Here is a 15,413-nt window from a genome sequence, read left to right on the forward strand (position 1 = left end):
AGTAATTTCCTTATTAAATTAGCTTTTAAAGCGGTAAGTATTTTACCAAAAAAATATATAGGGTAAATATTGAGACCCGAAAAAGTTAGCTATTGGTTCTAATACTGGGAGTACGGTTATTTTCCCAACTCTAATCTCATGATCAATGCATCTTCTTTACCATCGGCAAGTGGATAGTAGTTTTTCCGGGTTTCGATGATTTCAAACCCCATATCCAGGTAAAGTGTTATGGCGGTATTATTAGACACCCGCACTTCCAACCAGGCATCCAACGCCTGGCGCTGATTGCATTGCAGCAAAAAGTGTTTGAGTAGCTCTCGTCCCAGTCCTTGCCCTCGCGCATCACGAGCCACACCGATATCCATTAAGGTAGCTTCCACCGATGCCAACAAGCCCACATAATAGCCCAACACTTGCTGGTGCTGATCAATGATTTGCCAGGCAAAATAGGGTTTAGTCAAACAATCGGCAAAGACCTTGCGGGACCAGGGAAAGGCATGACAGGCGGTTTGTAATTTAAACGCCCCATCGTAGTTGTCAGGCTCTATCGGTTGAAACTGAAGGTTATCCGGCAACGCCATGCAGTTAACTTTGCTGTAGCAATTGCCAAAGCCGTTTTTTAACTTGTGGCTGATTCAAGCTTTGGGAAGAAAAGTAATGGGAAGTAGAATCCTTAAGCTCGTTATTATCCGACAGGACAAAAGGATATTTTACCTTTCCCGAGATTGGTTTGGTCACAAAGCTACGACCAATGCTTTGCAAAAATAAGGCAATGTCTTGTGCCAGCCCGCCTTGCAATTGTTCAAGCAACAATTCATCCACTTCCTGAATCGCTTCCACTTCTTCGATAGCGGGTTCACTAGCGGCAGATTCACTGGAAGCAGGCTCTGCTGGTGTAGCTTCTTTTTTATCTCCCAACTGAGCAGACAGCTGCTGCAACACGCTTTTTCCGGAACCACTTGCAGATTGAGTTTCGCTGCTTGACGCAGATTGAGAATGAAGCTCCTCTTCTGCCACCTTCTCTTCTGCCACCTTCTCTTCTGCCACCTTCTCTTCTGCCACCTTCTCTTCGATAGCCAAAGCCTGGGCTACTTCATCGTCTAACAGAGAAGTATCTGCCATTTGCCAGCAGGAAATGCCCATTTCAACCAAAATGGCTTTTTGATATTCGGATTGAGTAATTGTATTAGCTTGACTCATAGTTCAAATGTACCCAAATACGACTGGCTTGTCATTGAGAGACTTGGAATAATGTATCGAGTCCGAAGAAAAGTGGCAGGGGTGGAGGGACTCGAACCCCCAACCATCGGTTTTGGAGACCGCTGTTCTACCAATTGGAACTACACCCCTGTCGTAGTTAGAACACAGAAAGTGTGCTAACACTGGACGCGGCATTATACTGAGAGATTTACAAAGGTAAAGGCTTTTATTGCACAACCTTAATCGTTCGCTGACTTATTGTTCAGACATTTTCTCCACTAGCTGTTCTCGCAGCGTTTCCATGTCGGCATCGGTTAAATCAAAACGCTCCAAAACAGCATCTTCCACCGCTTCCCATTCTGTATCTGCAGCTGAGTTAGTTTTCTCATAGTGCACACCGTGGCGCGCCAATTTCAGGATACTCATTAAATCCAGGCCCGTTGCAGACAGCTCTCCGGAGGTATAGAGTCCTTCAACATCTTGCTGATAATAAATAGTTTCTACCATCACCGCGGGTAACTTCCACTTTTGTGCCAGCACAGCACTCATGGTGGTATAGGAAGTGCCGTAGCGTGTGCGCTCTTCGTCGGCCACCGATTGCCAACCGCCCTCTTCTGCCATAGCAATGATATCTCGGTAATCATCGTATTCCATAATCATCACCGGAATACCGGCATTATGGAACAACCCCAACATGTAGGCGTGATCTTTCAGCGCCGTTTTATTCAACAAGTCAGCACTAATTGAAGCGGCATTAGCAATTTTTGAAGCGGTATCCCAAAAGTCTGCTAATTGTTCAGCGCTGCCCATGGAGGTTTTTAGCGCCACCGATTTAACCAGTGGTAATAGGCGTTTTAAGCCCAACGTCATCACGGCTTGCTGGATAGATTGAATCTCCTTGGAGCGGCGAAAAACCGGAGAGTTGACCACCTGTAACACTGCGGCAGAGATGCCGACATCAGCGGAAATCGTACTGGCAATAACAGAAACATCGGGTTCGGGCTTTTTTGCTTCTTCACCAATTTTAATCAAGGCTTCAGGACGGGGAGGAATCGCTACTTTTTGCAGAATTGCCTTTTCTTGTGCCGTAATTGTAATACCCATAAGCGTCAGCTCTTAATCTGTTCTTGTACTTTATTATAGGCGTTATGCCATAACTGCGAGGTAAAATCTACAACCTGGATCATAGCCATCGTGAATCGCTCAACGACCTCACTATCCCGCTGAGAATATTGCGAGTATGCCTCTAAAAATATTTTGCTTTGCCCGGCATTTAATTGGTTTACCTGAATACACCCTGCAAGGTCAAAGTAACGATTCCCCGTTGCCGCATACTCCCAATCCAGAATTATTAAATGCTGCCCTCTTATAATATGAGACAGATGCAAATCATTATGACAAAAACAGCTGTCATTTGAGGACTGATAAAGCTTTAACAGCGTATCCATTTGATGCTGAAATAAGGCTATGTCCATATCGGCAAGGTCTAAATAGCGCAGCCATTCAGCTTGAAGATCTAACGCTTTAGCCTGAATTGGCAAACTGTGAATTGCCGCCATGGCATGTGCCAAAGTAAGAAGTTTTGCGTGGTTTATATGACCATGCTGACAGTCTCCATCAAGCCATAGTTCCAACCAGAATCTTTTGCATTCAGACAGAGCAACAGGCTTAGCCGCCAAACCGAGTTGTGCTATCTGAAGTTGCAAACTGTACTGCAAATCACGGGAAACTACCTGGAGAGCATTAGTTTGAAAAACCTTTAAAAAATAGGTTTTATCAGCTTGTACACGGTAATGACGATTGGTACCGCCGCTTTCAAAAGGCGTAAGCGTGAATGACTGAGACTGAAAAACAAAATGTAGAAACCGCTCTAAATCGGGGGAAATCATTGTTTAATACTTTGCAGCTTTTCTACCCGGCGAAGTTTTCGCCAATTATAAAAGCCCCAAGCAGAGATCAGCACTAAACCACCATACATCACTGATGTTTGTAATAAGTTCTCTTCAAAGAAAAGTATGAAACTGGCGAGATTGATCACCATCCAAAACAGCCAACTCTCTATCTTGCGAAAAACCGTGAGGATGGTGGCATAAACACTTAACCCAATGACACTGGCTTCAAATACGGGTTGCGCACTTGTGAAATAGGATGGCATCAACAAACTGATCCCTGTTGCTAATATCATGATTCCAGTTGTGAACACGATGTGCTTTCGAACATCACCAAAGGTGAATATGCTTATGCCATCGGGTTTGCTATTTTCCAACCAAACCGACCATCCCCAAATAGACATCATCATGTACACGATATTGAGCGCTACCTGCCCGGGTAAATGGGCGCCGATAAAAACAAATGTATATAAAAATGCCGTTAGGAACCCCGCCGCCCAGCACCAGATATTGCCTTTCGCGCTGAGTAGAACATAAAGCAGGAAACTACATATCGCCAGAAATTCAGTTAATGGGTGTGTGGCAAATGAAATGAGCATCAGGTTAGTTGTCGGTCCCGGACAGCATTTAACACACCAGCAATCTGAGCCCACAACACTAGAGCTGTCGCTCCAATTATCCTAGCCTTGATGTGAATGCTGGTATACAAGTTGATGATTGTTACGCCAGTTTATATAACCTTTGATGGAAAATAAAACATAAATCGCGAAAAGTAGCGCAGTTAACAGCAGCCCTTGATGGTAACACAACCAAGCGGTAAGACTGTTGAGTACAGACCAGTATAACCAGTTCTCCAGTACTTTTTGCGCCAACATGTAAGTGACAAAGGCACTGTAGATGGCAATAGCAAGGTCGAGAAAGATAATTGGCTCAGGACTGACAAACGATAATACCTGAAATGCCAATACACTCACTAACAGCAAACTTAGAGACAGCAGGACATTCTGTCTAACCCCCCACTGCTGTACTTGCTCTTTACCCGTTTTAGCCACTTTGCGCCAGTTTAACCAACCATATACAGCCATGATCAGGTACCAGGCGTTGAGCACCGACTGGAAAAACAAACTGGTTTCCCAAAATATCCAGGTGTACAGCGCTGTGCTGGCCAATGCAAAAGGCCAGCACCAAAGCTGTTGTTTAGCCGCCAGGTGCACGTAAAGCAATGAACAGATAACCGCCAGCACTTCTGCCAGCGACTGTTGCATTACCTGCTGCCATAGAAGTTCCATCACAACTCAATACTGCTGTTCAAAAACTTACAGACGAACACCGCTTTATTGGTGTCTTGAAAGGTCTGCAAAATCTCTGATTTGAGTACCGCCATTACGGCGTCAAATTCGCCGGTAATTTGCGTACTCATGGCATTGGTTTTCACAGCGACTTGCTGTGCCTCAGCCAAACGCTCTACCGTAGCCTTGATGATTTCCAGGTAACCATCTGCAAGAGGATACAAGCTAACTTCAACGGAAATATTCATACAATCTCCTTAAAAACGATAATCTAATGTAACACCCAACTGACGACCATTGCCAAACTGTAAATAGGGCTCAGGAGTTTCATAAAAGTCTCTGGGATCATTGCTAAAACCACCAAAACCACGCACGTAAACCTCTTTATTGAAGACGTTTTTACCCCAGATTGACAACGTCCAGTCCTGCCACTCGCGGTTCAGATTGAAGTGCCAAAGGGTGTAATCCCCTGACTCTACGTCGTGACCGTCTGAAAAGCGGTAAGTGGCCTTGCCATCTGCTTCTACGGTTAAACGCCATGCTTCAGCAAATTCGAGGTTAAACCCGATATTGAACATGTAAGAAGGAGACTGAGCCTGATCTTGCTCTTCGATAAATTCACCTTTGGCATTGGTGTAGTTCTCAAAACTGGCATTTAACAGCCCGATATTTGAAAAAATTTGAAAGTTTTCTGTCAGTTGATAATAACTTTCTAGTTCCATACCATAATTCTTACCGATGTCCGCATTGGCAATGACATCCACAAAACTGACTGAACCGTTGTTATCATTAGGCTCCACCACGAAATCACTGATGTGGGTGTTTTCTCTGTCCATGTAAAAGAACGCCACGCCAATATAGGTTGAATTATCATCAAAGTATTGCTTGGCACCCACTTCATAGTTCCAGGTGTATTCCCCTTCGAAATAGATATTTTCGGTAGGTACACGGGGATCCGTATTGAAACCACCCAGTTTGTAGCCACGGTTAATACTGACATAAGACAACATGTCAGGCGTCATTTGATAATCCAATACCAGTCTACCGCCCACAAATGTATCGTCTACGGAGTCTGAAAAACCGCCATTGTCAGAGTAATCTATGCTAGCTTCCTCAACGCGCAGTCCCAACGTCAGGGTTAACTTGTCGCTGAGTTGCGGGTAAATTTCACCGTAAATAGCGATGTTCTCCAATGCGTAGTCATTGGTAAAATCTACATCGGCGTAGGTATATTGCCTCAACAATGACTCATCGGTAGATTTGAAATAAACACCGGTAACCCAATCGGCCTCGACCCCGCCCAGGTTAATGGTTTGACTGGATAACAAACGGATATCCACGCTATCGGTATCGCGCTCACGGAAATAATGATCTGTTGAAGAGTATTCCCACGGGTGGAAGCCCACAAAAGTCCAGTCTTCATCGTAACCATAATCCAGATCAGAATCACTGGTAGTCGCTATCGCTTGCACATCGAAAGAATCGAGTTGCCAGGTTGCCTTAGCACTGAAGGCCGTGGTTTCCTGACGGTCAAAACCTGGCTCGTCTGATATCGTCGTTCTGACATTGTCCAGGGAGAAAGCATCGTAACCATTATCAACATCGTAATAGTGCAGCGCGAAATCGAGGGTCAGACTATCGCTTGCAAGGTAACGAACCTTTAAGCGAGAGCTGAATTCATCAATGTTATCGGTATCATCTCTATCCAGAAAATCATTGCGCACATAACCGTCACTGAAGTATTGCTGCACTGCGGCGCGAAATTGCCACTTTTCGTTGATAGCATTACCATAAGCAGCAGCCAAGTTATAACTGTCTTTTTGGGCGACAGATAAGCTCGCTTTGCCACTTTCAATGCCATCAGGGTCAACCGTTTTCAGTTTTACTGAGCCTGCCAACGCTGAAGAGCCAAAGGTAGTACCTTGCGGCCCTTTTAATACTTCAACTTGCTCTACATCGAATAAGGTAGCAATGGCCATGGTGCCGGAGAAGTCCAGATCGTCAACGAAAAAGCCCACTGACGGGTTATAAGGTTCGGTAAATTGACTGCGCTCACCAATACCGCGAATCTGTACAAAGCGAGCACGCCCCGCACCACTGTTAAAGTTTACGTTGGGTGCGCTGTCCAGCATTTCGCTTAAAAACTGCGCCTGGCGCTGCTCGATATCAGCAGTAGACAAAATGCTGGCACTGGCAGGTAATTCATTTTCAGTCAGATTGCGAAAATCAGAGGAAATAACAATTCGTTCAATCTTGCTCGAATCATCTTCTTGGGCAAATAAAGGCGCGCTCAAGGATGAGGCAATGGCGAGGCTTAATAATGACGTTTTAAACTGTAAATTCACGATAGGATCTCTTCCTGTTTTTACATGAAAAGATCCGGCATTACGGCTATATGATGAGAAACAATTTGCGTTGTACCATCCCTACGCCGGTATTATCCGGATCAGGTCTGGGGTTTTGGTTTTTATTAAGAACCAATCTCAGCGCTTAGGCACCCCCTGGCTGTACTGTGCAGAAGACTTATAAGGTCAAATCCGCAAAGCGCGGCGAGTGTACCAGTAAACACGGACCGTACACAAGCCAAGCAGTTATCAATATCAACTATTTTGGATATTGAGGTTTTCCAGTTCCTGCTGTGTCACCTTTTCTAAATCTTCCAGTGTCCGTCCATGCGGTGTCGGCATGCGAGTATCAGGGTCAACCATAACAAATACGATATCATCAGCTACACAAATGGTTTTCTTTGTGGCTTTGTTTCGTACAAGACAAGTTACTGTCAATGAAGTGCGCCCGACTTTTTTGGTGGCCAGACCAAACTCGACGACATCACCCACCGCAGCAGAAGATTCAAAGCTAATTGCACCAATGTGTTTGGTTACCAGAAATTTCGTGTCCAGTTGACACATGGCATAAATCGCAGCTTCCTCATCAATCCACTCAAGTGCTCTACCTCCAAACAAGAAGTTAGCGAAATTGAGGTCGTTGGGCATCACCAAACGGCGAGAAAAAAATCTCATTCGAATTCCTATTCTGAATTGCATAAACTATCCGTAAATTATACCTGAATTTTGGCTATTTACATGGATGCACAGCTACAATCTTTTATTCAAGAGCGAATCGCCGCCCTGCACCACCGCCAATTACTTGTAATAAGTGGTACTGAGGTTTGGGGGATAAATCAGGTTGAACAGCTAATTAACGCAATTCCGTCCCCGCTGATGCAGACTTTTACACTGCTAACCTGCAATACTCCTGTCAAAGAAGGCATTAATCAATCTGTCACCAATAATAGTCAATACCGCTATCACCTTGGACGTGAATATGATTGGGTCATTTATAACGCATGGCAAGGCTTAAGGGCCAATGCACTTGCGGCACTCGCAGGAACGGTTAAAAAGAACGGGCTAATGATTTTGCTATGTCCAGAGTTATCCAGTTGGCCAACTTATAATGATCCCTATCAAGCCAACCGTATCTCCTTTGGTGAAATAGACAACCTCAAAAGCAGTAACTTTATTGCCCAGCTGGTTTCTCAAATCCAGCAAGACCCACTTGTGCTGCTTCTCAATGACCGTGGATTTACCGGGAAGAATTATGCAGTTGAAACCGGGCAACATTCAGCACATCTTACAGAACAACGGGCCGTTATCGAGCAGATAAAAAAAGTCGCCACCGGTCACAGAAAGCGTCCATTGGTGATCACCGCGGATCGCGGTCGTGGTAAAACGGCAGCCTTGGGTATTGCTAGCGGAGAATTGAGCAAAGAGGGACAAAAGCGCATTCTGGTGACTGCGCCGCAAAAGGCATCGGTGGAGACTTTGTTTCAACATGCTCAAAGTATCAGCCCAAGTGCCCATGAGCACGTCCAATTTGTGGCACTCGATGAGCTTATTATTAATCAACCCGCAGCGGATTTGTTACTGGTGGATGAAGCTGCCGCAATACCCGTCTATCAACTGCAAACCTTAACTGAGCGCTATCATCGAATTGTTTTCAGCAGCACCATTCACGGCTATGAAGGCAGCGGTCGTGGCTTTGAAGTACGGTTCAAACCCTGGCTTACAAAATACCGTCCAGAAGGATCGTTTAGCAGCTTGTCACTTCCTTTTCGCTGGTATGAAAATGATGCACTGGAACAGTTCTGGTGGCGAGCCCTGCACCTCAGAAAAACGGCTGGGGCAACGCCAGAAGTATTACAAAAGAACAGCATCAACATCGAAGCACTTAGCGGTGAGCAGTTAATTGCAGACCCAGACTTACTCAACGCCGTATTTTCACTGTTGGTGGACGCCCATTATCAAACCAGTCCGGATGATCTGATGGCACTATTAGATGCACCGGAGCAGCGACTCTTTGTGCTATTCAATGGACACCATACAGCGAATAATCTCATTGCAGCAGTCTGTGGCAATATTGAAGGCGGATTTGACGATGAAGAGTTGATGCAAGCCATTGTTGCTGGTCAAAGACGAGTGCAGGGACACATGCTGGCGCAGCAAATTGCTTACGGCAATGCCAATACTCAATATTTGAGCAAACTATTTTTCCGGGTTATTCGCATTGCTGTTGCCGAATCGCATCGCTCTCACGGATTGGGCAAAAGATTAATTGAATTTGTTGCCCGGTGGTGTCGGGCAAATGACATTGATTATCTGGGTAGTTCTTTTGGTGCCACTGCCAAACTACTCAAATTTTGGCAGCAATCAGGCTGTGAACCGGTACTGTTAGGCTTTCACCGCGACAAGGCAACCGCGGAATACAACCTTACGGTACTGCGGGCTATTACTGAACAGGTGAGTGATGCGATGCCCGAAATACAGCAAAATTTCGCTCGTCTGTTGCGTTTCCACCTGTCAGGTTTATATCAAAATCTGGATATTACCCTTTACTCACGGCTTGCTCAAAGTAATGATTTATCTCAGCATTTAGCGTTAACCGAAGAGTACGCCAAGAATTCACTGCACTTGTTTTGTTGTGGAAATCGCAGTCTTGAATTGAGCGCGCCGGTGTTGGAAATCCTGGCACTGCGCTATATTGTGAAAAGCGACCAACCTAAAGAACTACCAGAATTGCTCATTGACTGGCTTCTCAAAAGATATTCTCAAAAAGCGCTGATAACCCGACACAAGCTGGTAGGTAAAAAACAGCTCAATAGCCAACTAAGAGACTGCGCCAAAATGCTCTTACGAGAATAACTATCTTCTCGCTTCAAAATCTTTGCGCAGCAGGCTGTAGAGATTCATATCGTGAAAAGCCCCATTCCAAAAACACTTTTCTCGCATGACACCCTCAAATTGAAAACCCGCCCGTTCCGACACTGCTATCGACGGCAAATTACTGGGTAAAATCAATGATTCGATGCGGTTAACTCTGATGGGAAATTTGGTGCTGAATGCATACTCCAGAATAGAATTGACGGACTCACTGGCATAGCCCTTTCCCCAATACTTAGGCGATAGGTCGTAACCCAGGATCACGCTGGCATCGTATTGATTCCAGCTATTAAAACCACAACTGCCGATCAACGTTGTTTTACCCTTCTCCCTGATGGCCCAGCGGATCCCTGTATTGGTTTCAAAACGCGACTTAAAATACTGGATCAGGTGATCGGCCTCTTTGACTTCTTTAAAACGTTCCACATCGTAATGGGCGGTGACTTGAGGATCTGAAAAAATTTCAAATACTTGTTTTCGGTCCGTTTTTTTCAGTTCATTTAATATCAACCGGTCACTGGTAAGGATGGGAAAAGGGGCTGCGCTCATAGCTATGTTACCTATAAGTCTATTAAACATTGTCAGCTAACCATATAGAGGAAGATTGGCTTTAACAACCAGCAAAATCAAAATTCAATAATTTTCAGTAACTTAAAATACTCCAGGGTCAACAAACATTTTGTGTTAATAATTTGTAAAGTGTTATATTGCGTTGCTAAGTGAACGATAAATACACTATAGTGAGCTTCTGTAGTGGTTAACGTAGCAGGGGTCAGTGATGCGTACCAAGAAACCAATCATACGAAATAAGCAAACCATGGTAGACAACGAAGACCAATTCGGTCAGGAACAAGACTACGAAGTCATAGTAAAAACGCCTTCGGTCACTGTGAAAGACAAAGAGTCCACTACCCTGCCCTCGCAATTCAATTACTACACTGAAAAAGATATTTCAAAAATCCTATCCAATCTGGATTCACTACGCAACAACGTATATCCCCCTGCTGAAAGCGAGGTTGATTCAGCACCAAAGCTACAAAGCTTTCCCTCTGTGTGTTTGATTGGTTTAGGTCGATGTGGCTCCAATATCGCTTTAGAAGTGGCATCTTTGGTGCACAATGCCCGTAATTTTTATTTGAATGAGTTCAACGTTGAGCTGAAAAAAGCTAAAGAGTCCGACAACAAACCAGTTAAGTGGTTACAGCGAAATCTCAAACTCAATACCGGAAACTCGGCACAGCCAGTGTTTTTAATCGAGCCTTTAGTGATGCTGGGCGATTTGGACAAAGATATCGAAGGCCGTATTCGCTTTTCATCAAAAGGTGCTGAGAGTAATTTTCTGGATGAATATCGAAAATTAAAAATCATGGACTTATCAGAAGTGCATGCCGGAGGCGCTGGTAATGCCCCCATCCTGGGACAGTATCTGGCGAAGATAATTCTGAACAAAGATACTCAGCACTTCTCCAATACCGATTGGAAGTTCATACATTCTTATCTGATTGATTCCTGCGGCATCAAGGCTAACCAATCCCGTTTGTATTTCTATATTTTCAGTGCAGGTGGTGGTACGGGTTCAGGGATGGCCTCAGAATTTGGCTTGGCACAACAATACTCATACATGAGCAAAACATTTGACGTTAAGCCTGAGCGAGATCTTGCCAGTCAAAATCAATCGTTTGTGTTCGAGCCAATTTTCACCAGCGGTATTTGTATTCTGCCAAACATCACTGACAAAAGTATGCAAATGTCGGAAGCACTGCATATCAATGCGGGCCGTTTGTTGTGTAAATACCTGTCTGAAGAGTGGGATTTCTCCTACAACCTTGACAGTGAAGATGGTCATACTTCTGAAGTCATGAACCGAATTCGCCCTTGGAATGCCATGATGCTGATCTCCAATGACATCATGCGCTACGCAGAAGAGAACGATAAAGGTGGCACCATTAACGAGATTGACGTTAATGCCATGGAAAAACACGCTAATCAATACATCAGTCAGCAGATTTTTAACATTCTGACCGCCCAGGCAGTCACCACTGACTACGATGAAAACTATTTCCACAGAGCAGGTATTGATATCGGCGAAACCATCCGACTGGACGCCAACGACCTGTTCATGAGTCTTGCTGGACCTGTGGCTATTGCTTATGCTGAATCAGTTGTGGACTCTGAAGACAGTGATGGCAAACGCCTCGATATTGACGATCTTTTCTATCGCTCTATCGATCTGCCCCACTACAACAAACAAACACAAGCCATTGAAGGAATTAGTTTGTTACCGATTGAGTCTGGTCGCTATAAGAAAGTACTGAAAGATTACAAAGATAAAAACTTCGATCCTGAGCAAATTCGCAAACTGCATTTTTATCAAAATTGTTCATCGGTGGTATCGATTGTGTCTTTACCTAAGGACTTTAAACTGTCCTACATGGACCTGAATAAATTAAAAGTCCATTTAAACTCACTGTTTCCCAATACCACTTTGAAACGCTACGCACTGGTTATAGGTGCTTCTGCGAACCTTTCGTTGACGACGTTGATTGCCAAAAGCCCCTGTTTAAGCGACGATTTCTTAACGCTGATCGTTGCTTACATCAAACGCTGTTTTGCCAAGGACAATTTCCGCTACGACGAAACCATTGATAAAGCTATCGTTGAATTCATAAGGGCAGACGAATTCGATGAAGAATTACTAATGGATATGCTGGTAGCTAACGAAAACCCAGCGAAGATCTTGGATACCAACTGGTACGCAATCAAGCCGATGTACGAGAAAAAGTATAAAGAGCTGATCAGAGAACAAAGCAAGTTCACATCTATTAACGACATCAGACTCAATGCTGAAAATGTAAAAAAAGCCATTATGTATTTACGTGAAATCTATCGTCACCGTATCAGCAAAACGCGCATTATTTCACTCAATGAAGAATTTGAAGCGAGCTATACTGCGCCCGCTAAAAAGACTAAACGTCAGGAATCATTCTTCGACGATCCGATAGAAAGTGATCCGGAATAAAAACCTCGAGGAGCCCGCTATTATGCGGGCTTTTTTATGCGGGCTTTGAATTTATCGGCAAGAGCTGCAAGCTGCTCAATTGACGTGATTTCAACATTGTCCGTATCAATTGCTTGTCCACTGACAAACAGCACCGTGCGCGGATAACCATGACCACCAAGCTGCTCTACTAAACCCTGATGTACAGCTGAGAGAAATTCACCTTTATTGTGCTGAACTACGATATTGTAAAGCGACAACTCGGACCCCATTAAATTTTGCTCAAAAGCGGGCAGGTTTGGCGCCTGCTTCTCGGTGCAGTCGGGGCACCAACTAGCAACCAGATTTAAAACGAATGACTCTTTCTTGGCTACCTTATTATCGATCTCTTCTATGCTGATGTCTTGCAATGACTTTTCCCGCGTATTCAAAACGTGACCTTATTATGCGGTATCCCTTCCCTCAAAACCATCATCAGTTGGCGCTCCCCTTCGCGTATCTGCTTGCAACAAAAGTTTACACATCAGGCCTTCAGGAAATTAGATTAAAAACTCGAAACCAAAGCCGTAAATGTTAAATTAGAGAATCTTAAAGTTAAGGGAGTAATAACAATAATGAATAAACATCTGGCTTTAATAGCGTTAACTACAAGTCTTTTAAGTGCATGTGGCGGAAGCGGCAGCGATAGTAGCTCTAATCCCCCAGCTCCAACTACCCCACCACCAGACAATTACGATTTAACGGTATTGATGATTGGAAATAGTCACACCAATTTTGGCAACCTCCCCGGACAGCTACAAGAAACTCTTCAAGCATATTACCCAGATCAAAATATACTCGTAGAGAGAGCTGTAAAGTCGTTATTTCTGTCTGACCACTTGCAGGATAGCGCTACGCTCAACCACCTGGAAGAGCGGAATTGGGACTACGTGATACTGCAAGCACAAAAGTATTCTGTTACCCGAACTGTGGAATATCCCACCAGTGCTGCTCAGTCTTTTATTAACAAAACGAAAGAGCAAGGAGGAGTTCCGGTTTTATTCCCTGAATGGGGTCAACGCCATTTGGCTGATGAAGCAGCTTATATTTATGACATCCATCAAAGCATTGCTGAAGCAACACCTTCATGTATTGCACCTATCGGATTTGCATGGGATAACTCACTATTAATTCAACCTTCTATCGAATTGCATGCCAGTGATGGTAATCATTCTAATCCCACTGGAGCATACCTCACAGCCCAAGTTTTGTTTGAAACTATAACCGCTCACCCAGCCGAGTTATTAGGTGAGCTAAGCTATTCTGAGCTGGATAGTGACACGCAGTTATTCTTACAACAAATGGCTTCTCAGGCAGTAGCAGAATACCCACCTTGCGAAGCATTGGATGTAAACAACGGCTAATAAAATAATTTACAAGACCAGTAAGGATCTTGGCTCCTTGCTGGCCATCTTTATCACTTTTTAACTTTTCCTCATTAAACAATACTAGAATAATAAATCTGGTCTTCTATACTTTTTACATTAGAAACATTAAAGATTCTTTATGATCACAAGCGGTCCATTGTTCCCAATCCCAGGTAACAAGCTACGGGCTTGTTTGGCCTTATTCTTCTGTGCTTTTTATATCTTTTCTGCCCCAGCTAATTCTAAGTTTTCAGCCCAAGACATTGTGTGGATGACCGAAGAATATCCGCCTTACAACTTCCACAATTACGAAGGTGAGTTGGTTGGAGTTAGCGTAGATTTACTCGAAGCAATTATGAAACGTATGCACATCGATTTTGATAAGAACAGTATTTTGGTGGTTCCCTGGGCCAGAGCATACAGGCATACACTCAATACGCCCAACGCCGCCGTTTTTACTATGACTAAATCACAGCATCGGTCTGGCTTGTTTCAATTTTCAGAGGCTATTATGCCATCGAACATTTCCATAATTACTTTAAGAAACACTCTAAAACTGAATAAAGTGGCAGATCTAAACCCGCTAAACGTCGGCGTTGTTCGCAACGATATCGGGGAGCAATTGCTTAAGAAGCACGGCCTCAAGAATGAGTCTACCGTAAAACTACCTACCTCTTTAGAACTGATAAGAATGTTGTTATTGAACAGGATAGATGTAGTCGCTATCGACGAGGCCATCGCCAATTTTGAATTTAATCGGCTTGGTGTAAAGCCAGAAGAGTATACGACTCACTTCACTATCGAAAAGCTCACTACTCATTACGCTTTTAATGCCGCAATAGATAAAAATTTTATTGCAGACTTTTCAGCGGCATTTGAACAACTTAAAGCTGATGGCACCTTTGAGCAAATCAGAGCAAAGTATTGATACCTTTTGCATAGGCGCGGGTCAGAGCCTGAACGTGGATACTTCTGTTGATTCTCGCTGAAGCTTGATAAACGCTAATTCGGATATTATGCCGGATCTGACCCCGTATGCTGGCAGGTGTTATTGAAGGTTCGGCTTTAGCCGGACAAAGACGAGAACTTGTAACTAAGTTGTCGAGATAAATCTCGACCTACAGGTATTACTTTATTCGTCTCATCCCTGAGACTCACCCCTTCGGGGCCGTGCTAAAGCACGTTCAAATTTGTTCCAGACAAATTTGTCACATGGGGGTGAAGCCCGTCTCGGACGAAGTGAAAACTTGGAGCTTTGTCAGGGCTGAACGACCCGGCAAGGATGGCGAGGCTGGGTGACAATCATCAGGGATGTGTTAACGACTAACATGACCAGACAACCTATAGCACCGCCCACCCGAACGACCCGGCAAGGATGGCGAGGCAGGATGCCCCTTCAGGGACGATTGTTACTC

At 44.2% G+C, this 15,413-nt stretch carries 15 protein-coding genes, 1 tRNA gene and 1 riboswitch; of the genes, 4 read left to right on the plus strand and 12 right to left on the minus strand.

All coding sequences use genetic code 11. The annotated features are described in order from the left end of the window. Positions 1 to 116: 116 nt before the first annotated feature. The 10 genes from rimI to AABA75_RS13970 form a co-directional block, all read right to left on the minus strand. Complete coding sequence (gene rimI / locus AABA75_RS13925; protein WP_338293215.1) at positions 117 to 581, minus strand: ribosomal protein S18-alanine N-acetyltransferase; 465 nt, start codon at positions 579 to 581, stop codon at positions 117 to 119. A 4-nt stretch (positions 582 to 585) separates the two neighbouring features. After that, positions 586 to 1,200, minus strand: coding sequence for a hypothetical protein (locus tag AABA75_RS13930; protein WP_338293216.1), 615 nt, complete (start codon positions 1,198 to 1,200; stop codon positions 586 to 588). Positions 1,201 to 1,273: 73 nt separating this feature from the next. Further along, positions 1,274 to 1,350 (minus strand) — tRNA-Trp (locus AABA75_RS13935). A 105-nt stretch (positions 1,351 to 1,455) separates the two neighbouring features. Beyond that, entirely contained in the window at positions 1,456 to 2,304 is an 849-nt protein-coding gene (locus AABA75_RS13940; RefSeq protein ID WP_338293217.1) for an HDOD domain-containing protein, read from the minus strand. 5 nt (positions 2,305 to 2,309) lie between these two features. Continuing rightward, the gene (locus AABA75_RS13945; RefSeq protein ID WP_338293218.1) at positions 2,310 to 3,089 is read right to left on the minus strand and encodes a phosphotransferase; all 780 of its coding nucleotides are present in this window, start codon (positions 3,087 to 3,089) and stop codon (positions 2,310 to 2,312) included. Then, complete coding sequence (gene pnuC, locus AABA75_RS13950) at positions 3,086 to 3,688, minus strand: nicotinamide riboside transporter PnuC (protein ID WP_338293219.1); 603 nt, start codon at positions 3,686 to 3,688, stop codon at positions 3,086 to 3,088. Before pnuC (AABA75_RS13950) ends, AABA75_RS13945 begins: the two co-directional genes overlap by 4 nt. 81 nt (positions 3,689 to 3,769) lie before the next feature. Next, positions 3,770 to 4,378: a nicotinamide riboside transporter PnuC gene (pnuC, locus tag AABA75_RS13955; RefSeq protein ID WP_338294861.1), complete on the minus strand. Its 609-nt coding sequence runs from the start codon at positions 4,376 to 4,378 to the stop codon at positions 3,770 to 3,772. Then, positions 4,378 to 4,626 carry a YkoF family thiamine/hydroxymethylpyrimidine-binding protein gene (locus AABA75_RS13960; RefSeq protein ID WP_338293220.1) on the minus strand — a complete coding sequence of 83 codons (249 nt, stop codon included), beginning with the start codon at positions 4,624 to 4,626 and terminating at the stop codon, positions 4,378 to 4,380. The genes pnuC (AABA75_RS13955) and AABA75_RS13960 overlap by 1 nt, the downstream gene beginning before the upstream one ends. Before the next feature lie 9 nt (positions 4,627 to 4,635). Continuing rightward, a complete protein-coding gene (locus AABA75_RS13965) occupies positions 4,636 to 6,723 on the minus strand; it encodes a TonB-dependent receptor (RefSeq protein ID WP_338293221.1) in 2,088 nt (695 codons plus the stop codon). A gap of 61 nt (positions 6,724 to 6,784) precedes the next feature. Further along, positions 6,785 to 6,890: riboswitch (TPP riboswitch) on the minus strand. An 88-nt stretch (positions 6,891 to 6,978) separates the two neighbouring features. After that, positions 6,979 to 7,398 (minus strand): acyl-CoA thioesterase, encoded by a 420-nt coding sequence (locus AABA75_RS13970; RefSeq protein ID WP_338293222.1) that lies wholly within the window; start codon positions 7,396 to 7,398, stop codon positions 6,979 to 6,981. A gap of 63 nt (positions 7,399 to 7,461) precedes the next feature. Here AABA75_RS13970 and AABA75_RS13975 point away from each other — a divergent pair, with 63 nt between their 5' ends. Next, the gene (locus tag AABA75_RS13975; protein ID WP_338293223.1) at positions 7,462 to 9,576 is read left to right on the plus strand and encodes a GNAT family N-acetyltransferase; all 2,115 of its coding nucleotides are present in this window, start codon (positions 7,462 to 7,464) and stop codon (positions 9,574 to 9,576) included. Here AABA75_RS13975 and AABA75_RS13980 read toward each other — a convergent pair whose 3' ends face one another. Further along, positions 9,577 to 10,143, minus strand: a complete 567-nt coding sequence (locus AABA75_RS13980) for a GNAT family N-acetyltransferase (protein ID WP_338293224.1) — start codon at positions 10,141 to 10,143, stop codon at positions 9,577 to 9,579. Positions 10,144 to 10,372: 229 nt separating this feature from the next. On the opposite strand from AABA75_RS13980, the gene AABA75_RS13985 reads away from it, so the two are divergent. Then, positions 10,373 to 12,613, plus strand: a complete 2,241-nt coding sequence (locus tag AABA75_RS13985; RefSeq protein WP_338293226.1) for a hypothetical protein — start codon at positions 10,373 to 10,375, stop codon at positions 12,611 to 12,613. Between the two features lie 20 nt (positions 12,614 to 12,633). On the opposite strand, the gene AABA75_RS13990 is transcribed toward AABA75_RS13985, so the two are convergent. After that, on the minus strand, positions 12,634 to 13,023 hold the full coding sequence (locus tag AABA75_RS13990) for a TlpA family protein disulfide reductase (RefSeq protein WP_338293227.1): 390 nt from the start codon (positions 13,021 to 13,023) through the stop codon (positions 12,634 to 12,636). A gap of 183 nt (positions 13,024 to 13,206) precedes the next feature. Between AABA75_RS13990 and AABA75_RS13995 the strand changes: the two genes are divergently transcribed. Together AABA75_RS13995 and AABA75_RS14000 are read left to right on the plus strand one after the other, a co-directional pair. Continuing rightward, positions 13,207 to 13,995, plus strand: coding sequence for a hypothetical protein (locus AABA75_RS13995; RefSeq protein WP_338293228.1), 789 nt, complete (start codon positions 13,207 to 13,209; stop codon positions 13,993 to 13,995). Between the two features lie 142 nt (positions 13,996 to 14,137). Continuing rightward, positions 14,138 to 14,926, plus strand: a complete 789-nt coding sequence (locus AABA75_RS14000; RefSeq protein WP_338293229.1) for a substrate-binding periplasmic protein — start codon at positions 14,138 to 14,140, stop codon at positions 14,924 to 14,926. The last annotated feature ends 487 nt before the right edge of the window (positions 14,927 to 15,413 follow it).

Source organism: Planctobacterium marinum (assembly GCF_036322805.1).
GTDB classification, from domain to species: Bacteria; Pseudomonadota; Gammaproteobacteria; order Enterobacterales; family Alteromonadaceae; genus Planctobacterium; species Planctobacterium marinum_A.

Excerpts from the sequence above, each read along its gene's own strand:
- AABA75_RS13945 (WP_338293218.1), bottom strand. The coding sequence starts at position 3,089 with ATGATTTCCCCCGATTTAGAGCGGTTTCTACATTTTGTTTTTCAGTCT.
- AABA75_RS13960 (WP_338293220.1), bottom strand. The coding sequence starts at position 4,626 with ATGAATATTTCCGTTGAAGTTAGCTTGTATCCTCTTGCAGATGGTTAC.
- AABA75_RS13995 (WP_338293228.1), top strand. The coding sequence starts at position 13,207 with ATGAATAAACATCTGGCTTTAATAGCGTTAACTACAAGTCTTTTAAGT.
- pnuC (WP_338294861.1), bottom strand. The coding sequence starts at position 4,378 with ATGGAACTTCTATGGCAGCAGGTAATGCAACAGTCGCTGGCAGAAGTG.
- AABA75_RS13975 (WP_338293223.1), top strand. The coding sequence starts at position 7,462 with ATGGATGCACAGCTACAATCTTTTATTCAAGAGCGAATCGCCGCCCTG.
- AABA75_RS13985 (WP_338293226.1), top strand. The coding sequence starts at position 10,373 with ATGCGTACCAAGAAACCAATCATACGAAATAAGCAAACCATGGTAGAC.
- AABA75_RS13940 (WP_338293217.1), bottom strand. The coding sequence starts at position 2,304 with ATGGGTATTACAATTACGGCACAAGAAAAGGCAATTCTGCAAAAAGTA.
- AABA75_RS13930 (WP_338293216.1), bottom strand. The coding sequence starts at position 1,200 with ATGAGTCAAGCTAATACAATTACTCAATCCGAATATCAAAAAGCCATT.
- AABA75_RS13970 (WP_338293222.1), bottom strand. The coding sequence starts at position 7,398 with ATGAGATTTTTTTCTCGCCGTTTGGTGATGCCCAACGACCTCAATTTC.
- AABA75_RS13980 (WP_338293224.1), bottom strand. The coding sequence starts at position 10,143 with ATGAGCGCAGCCCCTTTTCCCATCCTTACCAGTGACCGGTTGATATTA.
- AABA75_RS14000 (WP_338293229.1), top strand. The coding sequence starts at position 14,138 with ATGATCACAAGCGGTCCATTGTTCCCAATCCCAGGTAACAAGCTACGG.
- rimI (WP_338293215.1), bottom strand. The coding sequence starts at position 581 with ATGGCGTTGCCGGATAACCTTCAGTTTCAACCGATAGAGCCTGACAAC.
- pnuC (WP_338293219.1), bottom strand. The coding sequence starts at position 3,688 with ATGCTCATTTCATTTGCCACACACCCATTAACTGAATTTCTGGCGATA.